This is a genomic window from Psychrobacillus sp. FSL K6-2836, assembly GCF_038003085.1.
GTDB lineage: Bacteria > Bacillota > Bacilli > Bacillales_A > Planococcaceae > Psychrobacillus.
This window is the reverse complement of the sequence record NZ_JBBOOM010000001.1, coordinates 705,822-722,708: the sequence shown is the minus strand read 5'-3', so window position 1 is coordinate 722,708 and position 16,887 is coordinate 705,822. Positions and strand designations below refer to the sequence as shown.

General features: G+C 37.8%; 16 protein-coding genes. 13 read left to right on the top strand and 3 right to left on the bottom strand.

The window, feature by feature from the left end:
• The 8 genes from MKY37_RS03575 to MKY37_RS03540 are packed head-to-tail and all read left to right on the top strand — an operon-like array spanning position 1 to position 8,813.
• Entirely contained in the window at positions 1-1,281 is a 1,281-nt protein-coding gene (locus MKY37_RS03575) for a dihydroorotase (RefSeq protein ID WP_340773846.1), read from the top strand.
• Positions 1,278-2,378, top strand: a complete 1,101-nt coding sequence (locus MKY37_RS03570) for a carbamoyl phosphate synthase small subunit (protein WP_340773843.1) — start codon at positions 1,278-1,280, stop codon at positions 2,376-2,378. The genes MKY37_RS03575 and MKY37_RS03570 overlap by 4 nt, the downstream gene beginning before the upstream one ends.
• Positions 2,371-5,568: a carbamoyl-phosphate synthase large subunit gene (carB, locus tag MKY37_RS03565; protein WP_340773840.1), complete on the top strand. Its 3,198-nt coding sequence runs from the start codon at positions 2,371-2,373 to the stop codon at positions 5,566-5,568. The genes MKY37_RS03570 and carB overlap by 8 nt, the downstream gene beginning before the upstream one ends.
• On the top strand, positions 5,565-6,341 hold the full coding sequence (locus tag MKY37_RS03560; RefSeq protein WP_340773838.1) for a dihydroorotate dehydrogenase electron transfer subunit: 777 nt from the start codon (positions 5,565-5,567) through the stop codon (positions 6,339-6,341). Before carB ends, MKY37_RS03560 begins: the two co-directional genes overlap by 4 nt.
• Positions 6,338-7,252, top strand: coding sequence for a dihydroorotate dehydrogenase (locus MKY37_RS03555; RefSeq protein WP_340773836.1), 915 nt, complete (start codon positions 6,338-6,340; stop codon positions 7,250-7,252). The genes MKY37_RS03560 and MKY37_RS03555 overlap by 4 nt, the downstream gene beginning before the upstream one ends.
• Positions 7,249-7,959 (top strand): orotidine-5'-phosphate decarboxylase, encoded by a 711-nt coding sequence (gene pyrF / locus MKY37_RS03550; RefSeq protein ID WP_340773834.1) that lies wholly within the window; start codon positions 7,249-7,251, stop codon positions 7,957-7,959. Before MKY37_RS03555 ends, pyrF begins: the two co-directional genes overlap by 4 nt.
• The gene (gene pyrE, locus MKY37_RS03545) at positions 7,956-8,588 is read left to right on the top strand and encodes an orotate phosphoribosyltransferase (RefSeq protein ID WP_340773831.1); all 633 of its coding nucleotides are present in this window, start codon (positions 7,956-7,958) and stop codon (positions 8,586-8,588) included. The genes pyrF and pyrE overlap by 4 nt, the downstream gene beginning before the upstream one ends.
• Positions 8,589-8,624: 36 nt before the next feature.
• Positions 8,625-8,813 (top strand): hypothetical protein, encoded by a 189-nt coding sequence (locus tag MKY37_RS03540; protein WP_340773828.1) that lies wholly within the window; start codon positions 8,625-8,627, stop codon positions 8,811-8,813.
• Between the two features lie 209 nt (positions 8,814-9,022).
• Here the strand turns inward: MKY37_RS03540 and MKY37_RS03535 are convergent, their stop codons facing one another.
• The gene (locus MKY37_RS03535; protein ID WP_340773825.1) at positions 9,023-9,694 is read right to left on the bottom strand and encodes a DUF421 domain-containing protein; all 672 of its coding nucleotides are present in this window, start codon (positions 9,692-9,694) and stop codon (positions 9,023-9,025) included.
• 246 nt (positions 9,695-9,940) lie between these two features.
• Between MKY37_RS03535 and hprK the strand changes: the two genes are divergently transcribed.
• Positions 9,941-10,879 (top strand): HPr(Ser) kinase/phosphatase, encoded by a 939-nt coding sequence (gene hprK, locus MKY37_RS03530; RefSeq protein ID WP_340773823.1) that lies wholly within the window; start codon positions 9,941-9,943, stop codon positions 10,877-10,879.
• Between the two features lie 81 nt (positions 10,880-10,960).
• On the opposite strand, the gene MKY37_RS03525 is transcribed toward hprK, so the two are convergent.
• Together MKY37_RS03525 and MKY37_RS03520 are read right to left on the bottom strand one after the other, a co-directional pair.
• The gene (locus tag MKY37_RS03525; protein ID WP_340773821.1) at positions 10,961-11,782 is read right to left on the bottom strand and encodes a hypothetical protein; all 822 of its coding nucleotides are present in this window, start codon (positions 11,780-11,782) and stop codon (positions 10,961-10,963) included.
• A 177-nt stretch (positions 11,783-11,959) separates the two neighbouring features.
• Entirely contained in the window at positions 11,960-12,232 is a 273-nt protein-coding gene (locus MKY37_RS03520) for an alpha/beta-type small acid-soluble spore protein (protein ID WP_340773818.1), read from the bottom strand.
• A 148-nt stretch (positions 12,233-12,380) separates the two neighbouring features.
• Between MKY37_RS03520 and MKY37_RS03515 the strand changes: the two genes are divergently transcribed.
• The 4 genes from MKY37_RS03515 (at position 12,381) to MKY37_RS03500 (ending at position 16,434) form a co-directional block, all read left to right on the top strand.
• A complete protein-coding gene (locus tag MKY37_RS03515) occupies positions 12,381-13,319 on the top strand; it encodes a Gfo/Idh/MocA family protein (protein ID WP_340773814.1) in 939 nt (312 codons plus the stop codon).
• A 352-nt stretch (positions 13,320-13,671) separates the two neighbouring features.
• Positions 13,672-14,097 carry a nucleoside 2-deoxyribosyltransferase gene (locus MKY37_RS03510; RefSeq protein WP_340773812.1) on the top strand — a complete coding sequence of 142 codons (426 nt, stop codon included), beginning with the start codon at positions 13,672-13,674 and terminating at the stop codon, positions 14,095-14,097.
• A 516-nt stretch (positions 14,098-14,613) separates the two neighbouring features.
• Complete coding sequence (locus MKY37_RS03505) at positions 14,614-15,516, top strand: LysR family transcriptional regulator (RefSeq protein ID WP_340773809.1); 903 nt, start codon at positions 14,614-14,616, stop codon at positions 15,514-15,516.
• A gap of 81 nt (positions 15,517-15,597) precedes the next feature.
• Positions 15,598-16,434, top strand: coding sequence for a YitT family protein (locus MKY37_RS03500; protein WP_340773806.1), 837 nt, complete (start codon positions 15,598-15,600; stop codon positions 16,432-16,434).
• Positions 16,435-16,887: the final 453 nt, after the last annotated feature.

Below are 16,887 nucleotides of genomic sequence, written 5' to 3'. Positions count from 1 at the left end.
ATGACAAAAATTATTCAAAACGTTCAAATAGTTAACAATGAAGGGGAATTAGAAACGACTGCTGTTTTAGTTCAAGAAGGCAGAATTGCTGCAATCGGAGCAAATATAACATCAAATGATGCACAACAAATAGATGGCAAAGGACGTTTGCTTTCTGCAGGTTTCATCGATGTACATGTTCATTTACGTGAACCGGGTGGAGAGCAGAAGGAAACAATTGAAACGGGAACGAAGGCAGCGGCTAAAGGTGGGTATACAACCATTTGTGCTATGCCGAATACAAGACCAGTACCTGACACGGTAGAAAACTTCTCACATGTTTTAGGTTTAGTGGAGAAAAATGCACTTGTTCGTGTCCTTCCTTATGGTTCTATTACAATACGACAAGCGGGTAAAGAAAGAACAGATATCGAAGCATTGAAAACTCTTGGAGCCTTTGCTTTAACAGATGATGGTGTTGGTGTTCAAACCGCAGGAACAATGCTAGAAGCAATGGAGGAGGCAGCAAAATTTAATATTCCAATTGTCGCTCACTGTGAAGATAATTCACTTATTTACGGTGGCGTTATGCATAAAGGAAAACGCAGCGAAGAACTTGGGTTAAAAGGTATTCCCTCTGTTTCTGAATCAGTACATATTGCACGTGATATTTTACTCGCGGAAGCAACAGGAGCTCATTATCACGTATGTCATGTTAGTACAAAAGAATCTGTTCGGGTAATAAGAGATGCTAAAAAAGCGGGTATCCATGTGACAGCAGAAGTAAGTCCGCATCATTTGTTGCTTTGTGAGGATGATATTCCTTCCAATGAAGCAGCTTGGAAGATGAACCCTCCACTAAGAGCTAAAGAAGATATGATGGCACTTCGAGAAGGATTAGAAGATGGAACTTTAGATTTTATAGCGACGGATCATGCTCCACATACAGAAGAAGAGAAGTCATATGGGTTTGAAAAAGCTCCATTCGGAATTGTCGGATTAGAAACAGCATTCCCACTTTTATATACTCACTTTGTAAAAAATGGCGATTGGACTCTTAAGCAACTTTTGGATTACTTAACGATCAAACCAGCGAAGGTATTCGGATTTGAATTCGGAAAGCTTGAAGTAGGGGCACCTGCCGATTTAGTTTTATTAGATTTAGAAAAAGAACAAAATATTGATAAAGAAGCATTTGTATCCAAAGGAAAGAATACACCATTTAATGGATGGCCGTGCACTGGTTGGCCGCAACTTACAATGTATAACGGAGAAATCGTATGGCAGGAGGAACAAGCATGAAAACAAGATACTTAATATTAGAAGACGGTACGGTATTTAAAGGAAATGCATTTGGAAGTGAAACGGGGACAATTGGGGAAGTAATTTTTACAACTGCAATGACAGGCTATCAGGAATCGATTTCAGATCCTTCTAACTGTGGGCAAATATTAACGTTTACGTATCCAATGGTTGGTAACTATGGTATAAATCCAGATGATTTTGAAGCTATAACAATTGGACTTTCCGGAGTAGTAATAAGAGAGCTTGCTGAACAACCATCGAATTTCAGAAATACTGGTACTTTAAGTGAATTTTTAAATGCGAAAAACGTTCCTGGAATTGAAGGAATTGATACAAGAAAGCTAACTCGTATTATTCGTATGCATGGTTCTTTAAAAGGAAGACTTACAAATGCTGACGAAGAAGTGAACGTGGAGCAAGTAGTAAAAGAACTTCAAGCAACTGAAATCCCTAAAAACGTAGTAGAACAAGTTTCGATAACTAGACCATATCCAAGTCCTGGACGTGGAAAAAGAGTAGTACTAGTGGACTTTGGTATGAAACACGGCATATTAAGAGAACTAAACAAACGTGATTGCGATATTATTGTAGTCCCTTATAACACATCTGCAACTGAAATTTTAGGAATGTTCCCAGATGGTGTTATGTTATCCAATGGACCTGGAGATCCAACTGATATTCCAGAAGCAATCGAAATGGTAAAAGGAATTATCGGGAAAGTACCGATTTTCGGAGTATGTCTAGGACATCAACTTATTTCACTTGCAAGTGGTGCCACATCCTTTAAATTGAAATTTGGACATCGTGGAGGAAATCATCCAGTAAAAGATTTAAGAACTGGAAGAACAGAGTTAACTTCTCAAAACCATGGTTATGCAATTGATGCAGATTCCATCGCACAAACAGATTTAGAAATAACACATATTGCGTTAAATGACGGCACAGTCGAAGGGGTAAGACATACTAAATTCCCAGTATTTTGTGTTCAGTTCCACCCAGAAGGTTCATCAGGACCAGAAGATTCAAAACATTTATTTGACGAGTTTATCGAATTAATGAATCTAGAGAGCAAAAAGGAGAATTCACATGCCTAAACGTAAAGATATAAAAACAATATTAGTAATAGGTTCCGGTCCAATTGTCATCGGTCAAGCTGCAGAATTCGACTATGCTGGTACACAAGCATGTATTTCCCTAAGAGAAGAAGGCTATAGTGTTATTTTAGTGAATTCTAATCCCGCAACTATTATGACGGATACAGAAATTGCAGATAAGGTTTATATTGAACCCCTTACCTTACCATTTGTGAGTAAAATCATACGTAAAGAGCGTCCAGATGCGATTTTACCTACACTTGGTGGACAAACTGGGTTGAATATGGCTATTGAGCTCGATGAATCTGGTATTTTAGATGAGCTAGGAATAGAAATATTAGGTACAAAATTAGAAGCAATTCACAAAGCAGAAGATCGGGATCTATTCCGTACGCTGATGAATGAATTAAATGAACCGGTTCCAGATAGTGATATTATCCATAATCTTGAAGAAGCGAAGGCATTCGTAGAACGTATTGGCTACCCAGTTATCGTCCGTCCCGCATTTACAATGGGTGGAACAGGTGGTGGTATTTGTTACAATGATGCAGACCTAGTTGAAATTGTAACAAGCGGTTTAAAATACAGCCCTGTTACTCAATGTTTACTTGAAAAATCAATTGCAGGATATAAAGAGATAGAGTACGAAGTAATGCGTGACTCTGCCGATAACGCAATTGTTGTATGTAATATGGAAAACTTCGATGCTGTTGGGATTCATACAGGGGACTCAATCGTAGTTGCTCCAACACAAACATTATCTGATCGTGAAAACCAAATGCTTCGCAATGTATCTTTAAAAATTATTCGTGCACTTAAAATTGAAGGTGGATGTAACGTACAATTAGCACTTGATCCGCATAGCTTCAATTACTATATTATCGAGGTTAACCCGCGAGTAAGCCGTTCTTCTGCGCTAGCTTCAAAAGCAACTGGTTATCCAATTGCAAAACTTGCAGCTAAAATTGCAGTAGGTCTTACATTGGATGAGATGATGAATCCAGTTACACAAAAAACATATGCTTGCTTCGAGCCGGCATTGGATTATATTGTAGCGAAAATTCCAAGATGGCCATTCGATAAATTTGAATCAGCTAAACGTAATCTTGGAACTCAAATGAAGGCTACTGGGGAAGTAATGTCACTAGGACGTACATTTGAGGAAGCAATACTTAAATCAGTTCGTTCACTTGAAACAGGTCATTTCCATATCGAAATGAAAAACAGTGAGTCGATTACAGATGCATGGATGGAAAAACGTATTCGTCGTGCAGGAGATGAGAGACTATTCTTCATAGGAGAAGCGCTACGTCGTGGAGTATCGGTTGAAACAATTCATGAGTGGAGCCAAATTGATTTATTTTTCTTAAACAAACTTCAAAATATCGTGAAGTTTGAACAAGTCATCCAAGAAAATCCTTTCGATCAAGACGTATTATACAAAGCAAAACGTATGGGCTTCGCTGATAAAACTATTGCGAAATATTGGAACGTGACTGAATTAGAAGTTTATAACTTTAAAAAAGAAAATGGAATTGTACCTGTTTACAAAATGGTCGATACTTGTGCGGGAGAGTTTGAATCTGAAACACCATACTTCTACGGAACGTACGAAGAGGAAAATGAATCTATTCGTACGGAAAAAGAAAGCGTAATTGTACTAGGTTCTGGTCCGATTCGTATTGGTCAAGGTGTTGAGTTTGACTACGCAACAGTACATTCTGTATGGGCTATTAAAGAAGCAGGTTATGAGGCAATCATTATAAATAATAACCCTGAAACAGTTTCAACCGACTTCTCTATTTCGGATAAATTATACTTTGAACCACTAACACTTGAAGATGTTATGCATATTGTCGATTTAGAGCAGCCAAAGGGAGTAGTTGTACAATTTGGAGGACAAACAGCTATCAACTTAGCTGCTGGACTTGAAGAAAGAGGCGTTAAAATTCTAGGCACAACGCTAGAAGACATTGACCGTGCCGAAAACCGTAACAAGTTTGAAGCTGCTCTTCATGAAATAGATATTCCACAGCCACTCGGAAAAACTGCAGTATCTGTGGAAGAAGCAACTCAAATTGCCAACGAAATAGGGTATCCAGTATTAGTTAGACCCTCTTACGTACTTGGTGGTCGTGCAATGCAGATTGTATATACCGAAGATGAGATTAAACACTATATGGAGCATGCGGTAGAAGCGAGCCCTGAAAAACCAGTTCTAATCGATCGTTACTTGACAGGAACAGAAATTGAAGTAGATGCAATTTGTGACGGGGAAAATGTATTAATACCAGGGATTATGGAACATATAGAACGTGCAGGTGTTCACTCAGGTGACTCAATAGCTGTATATCCGCCACAAAAACTATCACCACAACAGATTGATACACTGGTAGATTATACAACAAGACTTGCAAAAGGATTGAAAATTGTTGGATTGATGAATATCCAATATGTCATTTCCAAGGATGAGGTTTACGTAATTGAAGTAAATCCACGTTCAAGTCGAACGGTACCATTCTTAAGTAAAATCACATCTATTCCAATGGCGAATATTGCTACAAAAGCGATTTTAGGTCACTCAATCGTTGAACAAGGATACACACCAGGACTTGCCCCAACTAGCCCAGGAGTATATGTAAAAGTACCAGTGTTCAGTTTTGCAAAACTTCGCAGAGTAGACATTACGCTCGGACCTGAGATGAAATCTACTGGGGAAGTAATGGGGAAAGACATTACACTAGAAAAAGCGTTATATAAAGGACTAGCGGCAGCAGGAATGGAAATCAAAGATCATGGTACAGTACTTATGACCATTTCGGATAAAGACAAGGCTGAAGGCACAGAAATTGCGAAAAGATTTTACGCAATTGGATTCCGAATTATGGCTACTCAAGGAACTGCAGAAGCAATTAAAAATGCTGGAATTCCGGTAGATATCGTAGATAAAATCGGTGCAAAAGGAACTACCTTACTAGATGTAATTCAAAAAGGGGAAGCACAATTTATTATCAACACGCTAACTAAAGGAATGCAACCTGAACGTGATGGATTCCGTATTCGTAGAGAGTCTGTAGAAAATGGCATACCTTGTTTAACATCATTAGATACTGCAGAAGCAATGCTACGTGTTATTGAATCGATGACATTCTCAACCGAGACTATGAAACATCAGGAGGTTAAAGCATGATTAGACAAGAACAAATGCAAGTCGTACAACAAAGATCAATTGCGACGAACATTTTTGAACTCACATTGACTGGGCGTCTTGTACTGGATATGAAACAGCCAGGTCAATTTGTCCATCTACGAGTGTCTAATCAAATGGAGCCTTTGCTAAGAAGACCAATAAGCATTTCTACAATAGATAAGGAATCATTAGAATTTACAATGATTTACCGAGCAGATGGAAGTGGAACTACTCTTCTTTCAGAGAAAAAACAAGGGGATCTAGTAGATGTACTAGGACCTCTTGGAAATGGTTTTCCGATTGATAAGGTAGAAACTGGTCAAAAGGCTTTGCTAGTTGGTGGAGGAATTGGTGTGCCTCCTCTATATGAATTATCCAAAAGACTCGTGGAAAAAGGTGTACAGCCTATCCATGTGCTAGGATTTCAATCCGAGGATGTTGTTTTTTATGAAAAACAATTTCAAGAACTTGGAGAAACTCATATCGTAACAGTGGATGGTAGTTATGGTCATACCGGATTTGTAACAAATGTATTGGAGACATTAAAGGATGATTTTGAGGTTTACTATAGCTGTGGACCAACTCCAATGCTTGCTGCACTTGAAAAAATGTACCCAGAAAAAGAAGGGTACTTATCTTTTGAACAACGAATGGGTTGTGGAATTGGTGCATGCTTTGCATGTGTTTGTGATACAACTGAGAAAATAGATGCTGATTATGTGAAGGTTTGTTCAGATGGTCCAGTGTTCCCGTCAGGAGTGGTTCGAGTATGAATAGATTAGCTACCCAATTACCAGGTCTTTCTTTGAAAAACCCAATCATGCCGGCGTCAGGTTGTTTTGGGTTTGGAAAGGAATATGCAAAATTATACGATTTGTCTAAGTTAGGTGCCATTATGATTAAGGCAACAACTCCTGAAACAAGACTTGGTAATCCAACACCACGCGTGGCAGAAACACCAGCAGGAATGTTAAATGCCATTGGTCTACAAAATCCTGGATTAAAAAAAGTGATGGAAAACGAACTTACATGGCTTGAACAATACGAAGTACCAATTATTGCAAATGTAGCTGGCTATACAACTGAAGATTATGTCACTGTTGCAGAAGCGATTTCAAAGGCACCGAATGTGCACGCACTTGAACTAAATATCTCTTGTCCAAATGTCAAACAAGGTGGTATTACATTTGGAACAGACCCCCTTATTGCAGAAGAGTTAACCAAGGCGGTAAAAGCAGTATCATCTGTCCCTGTATACGTGAAGCTATCTCCAAATGTAACTGATATTGGAGAGATTGCAAAAGCGGTAGAATCAGGTGGAGCTGATGGTATTACAATGATTAATACATTACTTGGCATGCGCTTAGATACTAAAACTGGTCGTCCAGTAATTGCAAACGTAACAGGTGGATTATCAGGTCCAGCTATTAAGCCAGTGGCACTTCGCATGGTATATGATGTAGCAAAACAAGTGTCCATTCCAATTATCGGAATGGGTGGAGTTGCAACAATCGATGATGTGATTGATTTCTTATCAGCTGGTGCGAGTGCGGTTGCCGTGGGAACAGCAAATTTTGTAGATCCGTTTGTTTGTCCGAAGTTAATCGAACAGCTTCCAGAAAAATTAGATGAACTAGGATTTGAGACAGTAACAGATTTAGTTGGAAGGAGTCATCGACTATGAAAAACAGTCCAATTATTGCACTAGACTTTTCCTCAGCGAGTGATGCATATAAATTTCTAACTCCGTTTGAGCAGTCATTATTTGTAAAAGTAGGGATGGAATTATATTTACAGGAAGGACCATCCATTGTTTATAAATTGAAAGAAATGGGTCATGATGTATTTCTAGATTTGAAATTGCATGATATTCCTAATACTATTGGCCAAGCGATGAAAGGTCTTGCTCGTTTAGGGGCAGATTTAGTAAATGTACATGCAGCGGGTGGAGCGGCTATGATGATTGCAGCACGTGAAGGGTTAGAGGCAGGTACGGCAGCGGGTAATAATAGACCTTCCATTATTGCAGTAACTCAACTAACTTCTACATCTGAACAGCAAATGAAACAGGAACAGCTGATTCAAACGACAATTGACGAATCGGTTGTTCATTATGCGGGGCTAGCTAAAATAGCAGCGCTGGATGGAGTCGTATGCTCTGTATTGGAAGCCAAGAAAATTGCAGCTGCTTGTGGTCAGGAATTTCTCCGTGTTACCCCTGGTATCCGATTAACAGAGGGAGAAGCACATGATCAGGTTCGTGTAGCAACTCCAACTAATGCAAGAATATTAGGCTCCTCCCATATTGTTGTGGGACGAGCAATAACAAAAGCGAAAAATCCAGTTGAAGCTTACCAAACTATTTTGAAAATGTGGGAGGAAAACGCATGAGCTTAGAAAACAAAATTGCCAAGTCACTTCTTGAGGTTGGTGCAGTTGCATTAAAACCTAACGACCTATTCACATGGGCTTCTGGTATTAAATCCCCAATCTACTGTGATAACCGAATTACTATGTCGTCACCGACGATTAGAAAAGAAATTGCACAAGGCTTAGCGCAAGCAATCGAGAAGAACTTCCCAGGAACTGAAGCAATAGCAGGTACGGCAACTGCGGGTATTCCTCATGCTGCATGGGTGAGTGATGTATTGGAACTTCCAATGTTATATGTTCGCTCAAAAGCAAAAGAGCATGGCCGTGGCAATCAAATCGAAGGTAAAATAGTAGCTGGACAAAAAGTAGTGGTTATTGAGGATTTAATCTCCACAGGCAACAGCAGCTTAGTAGCGGTAGAGGCTCTTCGAAAAGCGGGCTTTGTAGTACTTGGAGTAGTAAGCATTTTTACATACGGACTATCTAAGGCTGAACAAGCATTTGAAGAAGCTGACATTTCGTTTGTAAGCTTAACAAATTATGATGCGTTAACAAATGCAGCTCGTGAAGCCGGAACGATTAAAGATGAGGATCTACCATCGCTTTCAAAATGGCATAATGATTTAAAAGAAGGATTGTTGAAATAAAATTTAAAACGTCCACAGATAAAGGAATCATTATCTATGGACGTTTTTCAGTTGATTGCATTAGTCGGTATACTGAATGTGGGGAGTGGCTTAGGACTATCCATTGTGAAAACAATTATTGATATGCATAATAGTAACGTTTCTATTCAAAGCAAGCTTAGGGAACGGAGAATATTTACGACAAAACCTATAAAGGAAGAAAAAAGCAATGCTATCGAAAACTAGTAATGCATATTTAGTTTATTAATTTGTATACTTCTTTTCGCTCTGAATCTTGTATCAATATCTTAAATAAGAGCATTTTTGTAAGTCTAAAATGATATTTGAATTATTAGAGAAAATTACTTCACATTCCACACTGAAATCTTCCGATAATGATTCATAATACTCAATATAATCGTCTCCAGAAGATTTTGGTTATGTGAGTTCTTTTCTTAATAGCTTCTTATAAAAAAACCTTCTGTTTCGGACCATTCACAATAAGCGATAGTTTTCGGATCGTGATAACCATTTTCCGAGAGTTTCATCATTAACCATGGATGATCTTTTTTTATAAAAGCTAATACATCTTCTTTTATTTTCCCCTCGTCTATTAAAAGGACGGTCGGCTCTTGATCACTTGCCTTTGTTGGAAAATCTTTATTTTTCACTGGTTCATAGAGTACATATTTATTGATAGTTATATCTCCGCCAGGCTCTAAAAACAAATCTCGTACTTCCTGAAGTGAAAATATCCCTTGTTTTCGTAGGGCAGAACGAAGCTGTTCCATTTCTAACTGATGTTTGTTAAACTTTTGCATATCAAGTTTCCCGTCACTGATCAGTTTAACCGGTTCTCCTTTTAAAAGTACACGAATAGGATTCCATTTCTTGGTCGCTTTTTCGATTAAATAGATTAATAATCCCCAAACCACAATTGCAAATAAGAAGTGGGTAATTTTCACTTTCTCGTCAAACAAACTTTCTTCTAAAATACCCCCTAGCACAAGGGTGTAAATAAAATCATAAGGTGTTAGTTGAGCGAGCTCTTTTTTACCAAGAAGTCGAATGATAGTTAACAAAGCGGCAAGTCCCACGCTAAGTTTTAGTAATGTATCAAGATACAATGGTGATCCCCCCGATTTAATATGATACAAAAATATACCCCTTTAATCGTGAATATAAGCATTGGATATGTTTCATATCGCATCCACTAGTTGGAAATTTCTTTTATCATTGTAAATATTATGTGTCTTTTAATAATGTACTTGTGATGTATGAGTTATTAAGGTATTATTACTAATAATTTAATGGTAATAAATGAAAGTATATTAATGTTTCAAGGTGCAATCTAGAAGGCGAGTGGAAGAAAAATGAAAACAATTACAATAAAAAATATTGTCCGCAGATTTTCATTTGATGTGTTAATAGGACATGATCAATTAAATCGAGTATTAAAAAAGTCAAAAGTACGTCGTCCAGGGCTAGAATTTATGGATAAATTTGATTTCATTGCGACAGAGCATGTACAAATATTGGGAAAGAATGAAATAAATTATTTACATACCCTTTCTGAGGAGGAGTGTAAGCTACGCATTGGTAATATTGTGCAATATGATCCACCGTGCATTATTATTACATCCAATCAAGAAGAACCTCTAGGACTCATCCATTATTGCGTGGAGAAGAAAATTCCAGTATTGCGAACACATGACTCGACAAGTGTGGTAAGTGCGAAACTAGATGCTTACGTTGTAAAGGCAATGGCAGAGGAGATTTCCATTCATGGTGTTTGCGTTAATGTTTCGGGGATTGGGATTTTGTTACGTGGTAAGTCTGGCGTTGGAAAAAGTGAAACCGCTCATACGTTAATCGGAAGAGGGCATCGTCTAGTGGCGGATGATATCGTCGTGTTGAAGAAGTTAAGCCCGCAAACGCTTCTTGGATCGCATAACGAGAAAAACAAGGAATTTCTTGCCCTGCGTAGCATTGGATTATTAAATGTGGTGCGTTTATATGGAAGGGCTGCTTTTCAGGATGAAACACGCATAGCGCTCGATATTGAATTGACGAAATGGGAGCATAATGCGTTGAATAATGAGCTGGAATTAGAGACGAAATTCACGGAATATATGGGTGTGCAAATTCCGCATATCCAAATACAATTACAGCCAGGTCGAGATGTTGCTGGATTAATAGAAGCAGCTGCAAATAACTGGTATTTAAAGCAGCAGGGATATAGTGCGGCAGAAGAATTTGTGAAACGACTTGAGCAAGATTTCGATGATTCTATTTCAACTGATGCAAAATAATTTTAGGTTTTCTAAACAAAAGACATCCTCAAGTGAAGGATGTCTTTTGTTTTATTTAATTACAGTGGCATGTTTTGAGGTTTATTGAAGAATATTAGGTGTAGATGTGGTTTTTTGACCAGATTTCGAAATTGCATCTATTACAGATGGATCTAAATTTGAATTATTAGCTGCACCGTCTAGCTGAGATTTTTTTGGAGAAGCAGCTTGCTTATTATGGGGACTAGAGGCTGATTTGGTATTGCCGGCATTTGCAGAAGCATTTTTCTTGTTAGCATTTCCATTTACTTCTGCATTCTTGTTGGGTGCTCCGGTAGAAGTAGAGGCTTGTTTTCCTCCATTATTCGACCCAGAGGAATTTTGTGAACTGGCCATACCCGAGACATTTTTGACTATTTGGCTAACTTGAGGTGCGACAGTTTGAGCGATGCTACCGATTGTTTGAGCATTGGTACCCGAAGTATTTTGTCCAGCACCACTACTGTTTTGGTTACCTACCGTACTTTGGGAGCTAGTAGTACTTGCAGAATTACCACCAGTTAATGTTTGTGCAATATTTCCAACCATCTGCATGATGTTACCGTTCATTTGACCAGCACTGCTACCTGAAGCATTTTGTACGGATTGAGTTCCGCTATTCATCTTAGTACCGGCATTGGCCTGTGTACTTTGAGTAGCATTTTCACTCATCATTTTTTCCATAATTGTACTCATCGCTTTAGTTGGGCAAAACTTTGTTGCACCTTCTGCAGCTTTCATGGAACCAAATAAGACAAGCATCCTCCCACTTCTACTTTTTGGTTCGCGCAAAAGTCGTATGGTACCGTAAGCAGTCATTACCGAGCCTAACATGAAGCGAACGTATGCAGTTCCAGGACTTAAATTTTGTTGGTTATGTGCCATCTGTGTAGACCTCCTATCTTTAAATTCCCGATTAATTTGTTCTTGCAATGGCAAATACTACAAATAGAATGAACAACATAGTAAAAGTAAGGAAACAGAATGAACCTCCTGCTCATCCATTTCAGCTTTATAATCCCCATTCTTTCGTTTTTTATGTGTCTTAGGGTTTTGGGACATTTATTTTTTAATCATTTGTTCTTGAGCCATTCTGATCATTTCTTTCACCATACTACCGCCAATCGGTCCGCCTATTTTTCCTGCTTGTTCTGAGGTGAGTTTGCCGTTGTATTCCTTATTTAATGGAATACTTAATTCATCTGCTATTTCGTACTTTACGTCATCCGGATTTTTACTTTTCACCTCATAACCTTGCTCCTTCATAACTCGGACTTTTAACTTATCTAATTCTTCACGAGCAGAAGGTACTAATATTTTATTTTTATTGGCCATTTTTTTCTTCACTCCTTCTTGTTTAGTCTTTCCGAAAAATGAAACATTACTCTATAAAAGGTCACTGTTTATCTTTCATTTCTTCTTTTGCTATGATTAACTATTGACATAGCAAAGAAAATTTTTAAATGATAAGGAGTATACATATATGTCAAAAACTAAATTTGCATTAATTGGTACAGGAATTGTAGGAGAACGAATCATCAATCAAATTTTAGCTCATGCTAAGTGTGAAATTGTCTCTGTATTCGATGAAAATAAAAAAAGGCTAATGGAAATTTCAGCAAAGTATCAACTTCCAGTTTCCGAAACGCTGCACGATCTTTTACAAACAGAACCAAACTGGGTCTATATAGGAACGCCACCGGTAAGCCATGCTCCTTTGGCTGAACAAATAGCTAAGCATGGTTTAAATATTCTTTCCGAAAAGCCTCTTGCACATAATTATAAGGATGGTATGAAAATGGTAAAGTCAGCAGTTACTGCAAATATCCATACAGCGATGCATTTTCCATTAATGTATAGTCCTACTATACACAGTCTCAAAACAGCGCTATCTACCGCTTCACTAGGAGATATTATGCGCATAGAATTACATACATACTTCCCAAACTGGCCAAGAAAATGGCAACAAAATCCGTGGATTGCCTCAAGAGAACAAGGCGGTTTCATAAGAGAAATATTCCCACATTATTTGCAAGTCATGTATCATTTATTCGGAGATTTGACGATTAGTTCTCACGAAACGACCTATCCAGAAAATAAGGAACTTTGTGAGACAGGAGTAACTGCCTTAGGGAGAACAAAAAGTGGAATTCCAATTTTATTAAATAGTTTGTCAGGAATTGGACAGGAAGAATATCTCGAATTTAAGGTTTTTGGAACAAAAAAAGTGATGACAATTAAAAATTGGTCAGAACTTTGGGTAAGCGAAACGGAACAGGAAGCTATTCAAGTCTTTCCAACTAGTCAACCCGAGAGCCTCCTGGACGCATGTCATGGCTTGATAAATGGTCAAGAGTCTCTTATTGTGCCGTTTGAAGAGGGGTTGAAGGTACAAGGGTGGATTGATCAGTTGCTGAAGTGATGAAATGCAAGTAAAAAAACAAAAAGAGAATTAATTCAGTTTTTTTATTGAATCTGTTTTTCCAAATTCTCGTTGAGTGTAACAAATCTATAAAATAGTCCTTTTTAGTTTTTTTGACTTACTTTATATTGTTTTATAGTAGATATGTATGCAAAAATTAGGCAAGGTGGACGGAGAAAGTCGAAATTATAGATTTAGGAGGATTAAGAAATCATTATCATGGAGAACATAATATGATACAAGGGATTTCCTTACATAGGAAACGAAGATATGAACATTACTTGTTCAATTAATTTATTTTGTAATAAGTTCAAGAACTTACTTTACAAATTGTCGAGGAGGAAAACAGAAATTGAAAAGAGTTTATTTAGCTAGCCCTTTTTTTAATGATAAAGAGGTTGAAGTTTTGGAACAGGTTGAGAAAATTTTAGAAGAAAAGAGTTTGAAGGTTTTCTCCCCAATGAGAAATCCTATGGACAAACAAATTCAAATTGGTTCACGTCAATGGTCAATCGAGACATTTATGAATGATATTAAATACATTAAGTGGTCAGAAATCGTTGTAGGTATCTATCATGGCAATTATTCAGATAGTGGAACGGCTTGGGAACTTGGTTATGCTTACGCTACCGACAAGCCTGTTATTTTAGTACATATTGGTGAAAACAGTAATCTAATGGTACATGAAGGTGCACACGCAAATATCACTTTAGAAGAACTTAAAGACTATGATTTTGACCAACTAGCTAGTTCTTTCTATTCGGGTGAGATGCTTTAAAGTTCAAATTAGAGTAAAAGAATATGTTTAAAATGTGTAACCCAAAAATGAATGAATACAGAGAGTCTATTGGCTTACAAATTTCAAGGTGCGACAACAATTTTTGCTGTCACTCCAATCCCAGCTGAATTCAAAAAAGAGCTGTACTACTAAAGGAACAGAACACTTTCGATGCACTTTTGCATCCAAAGTGTTCTATTTTTTATTTAAAAGATTATTTATATTCAAAAATCATTTTTCGGTACTTTCTCTATGTTCCTGTAGGTTCTTGACTGTCTCGCTTTTTGTAGGATCTAAGCTGGCGCTTCTTTCTTTTCTCATTGCGCTTTCTACTATGTTGAAAATTATTCATCAAAAGATGTAAAGACTCCAATATTTTAAATGATTTTGATTAAAATAATTCATTTTATTAATGTTGGAATAGATACTATAATATCACTTGGCGGTAAAAAGTATAGTCTTTCAAATATGATTCCTATACAATATGAGGAATATTATTGGTGTGGGGGAATAACTATGGAACTTCGCAATTTAAAAACCTTTTTGGTTGTGGCTGATTGTGGTGGATTTACGAGAGCTGGTGAACAGTTGGGCTATACACAGTCAACAGTGACTAATCATGTTAGAACTTTGGAGGAGGCAGTTGGGAATCGTCTTTTTGACCGATTAGGAAAAACAGTCGTTTTGACGGATGCCGGAATACATTTAGCCTCGTATGCAAAGGAAATCTTACAACTCTATCAAGAAGCGGTCGACTCCTCCAGGTTAAGCAATGAGCCTTCTGGTACAGTATTAATCGGAGCAAATGAATCTTTAATGGTATATAGGTTACCATCTATTTTGTTTGAATTTAAAAGGATGTATCCAAATGTTCAACTTATTTTGCAACCGTCCGAAAGCCAAGAGTTAAATAATGAATTGAAATCAGGAAAATTTGACTTGGCATTATTTACAAATCCTGAGAAGCTAGGATCTGATGTTGTCACGAGTGATTTAGTTAAAGAGACGCTAGTAATGATTGCGCCGGCAGGTCACCGTTTATGTGATAAAACCGTTATATCTCCAAAAGATTTGGAAGGTGAAGTATTACTTCTTACTGAAACGGGGAGCTATCGCGATTTGCTAGAAAGATGGATTAAAGAAGAAGGCATTGGATGTTCACGCATTGCTTTTTGGAATATCGAAGCTATTAAACAATCCGTGAAATGTGGTTTAGGTCTTTCTTACTTACCATTGATGACGGTGAGAGAAGAACTGGAGCGAGGCAGTTTAGTTGCTTTACCCTGGGAGCATAGCGAAGAATACGTCACTACTCAACTTGCATATCACAAAGATAAGTGGCTAACTCCAGCTATGAATAAATTAATTGAAATAATCGAGAAACATGCGAAGAAATGGGAGTCGGAAGACATACAGTAAATTACATAAAGTGACATTTTAGATTTATTTTAACTAAATGTCTATTTTGGCTGATTCAATCAGCAGGAGGAACTACATAATATGGCACAGCAACGTATCAAAGAAATATTATTAATCATAATTGGATCACTATTATTCGCAGTAGGTATCAACTTTTTTGCAATACCATACCGTTTATCCGAAGGAGGAGTAATCGGGGTCACCGTAATTACTTACTATTTATTTGAATGGTCGCCGGGTGTTGTAAACTTAATTATCAATGCAATTCTTTTGGTAATAGGCTATAAGTTCTTTGATAGAAAGACAATGATTTATACGGTGCTTGGGATTATTTTCTCCTCCTTTTTTCTGTTCATAACAGAAGACGTAGGACATCAATTGAATGGTGACACCTTACTAGCTGCACTTTTCTCAGGGGTATTTGTTGGCCTTGGTCTAGGCATGATGTTTAGAGCGGGGGGAACCTCTGGAGGGTCTGCTATTATAGCGCGTTTAGCCAACCAATACTTAGGCTGGAGTCTGGGGAAGGGTGTTCTCATCATTGATATTGTCGTTATTGCCGGTTCTGTATTCATTATTGGACAAGAAAAAGCAATGTACACGCTTGTTGCGGTGTTTTTAGGTTCCAAAGTAATTGATTATGTAATTGAGGGACTGAATAATCGGACTGCAGTGACAATAATTTCGGATCATTCCGACGCAATACGCCAATTTATCGTAGCTAATATGTCGCGCGGGGTAACAATTCTAGAAGGTCGTGGAGGCTATAGTCAGAACCAAAAAGAAGTTCTCTATATTGTCATCAATCAACAGGAACTAATGCAATTAAAACAAACGGTTAGCAGCGTAGATGAGCAGGCATTTGTTGTCGTCCATGAAGTCCGCGATGTATTGGGTAGTGGTTTTAGTGTCAGCTAGATAAATCCTATAATTTTATCAAAAAAAAGAAAGGGTGGTTGTGACGACGTCAGTCACGACCATCCTTTCATATTAATAGCTTTAAAAATATAGCAAGTCTGTTAAAGACCTACGAAAACAATAGAAACAGGTTTTGAGTGTAAAGAACCGGGCGTTTTTGCCCGGTTTTTCTTAAAAGATAGGAAAGTAGATAAAAATGACCTGGGAACACTGGGTTTGTATCACTTTTAAAAATGAATAATACTACTGATTTCCGTTTCAGTTGGGGTACAAAGGCTAAGTGCGCCACGTCATGTGGCGACGCCTTCGTGACCAACATCCTGTTGACCTCCGCAGGGTGAGTGATGAACCATCACCGACGCTCCGCGTTCCCTTGAGATGTTTCATCTGTCTCACTCATCCTGTCGGAGTCGCCACCTTCCACTGCAATCAATTAGTACTCCACTAGTAGAT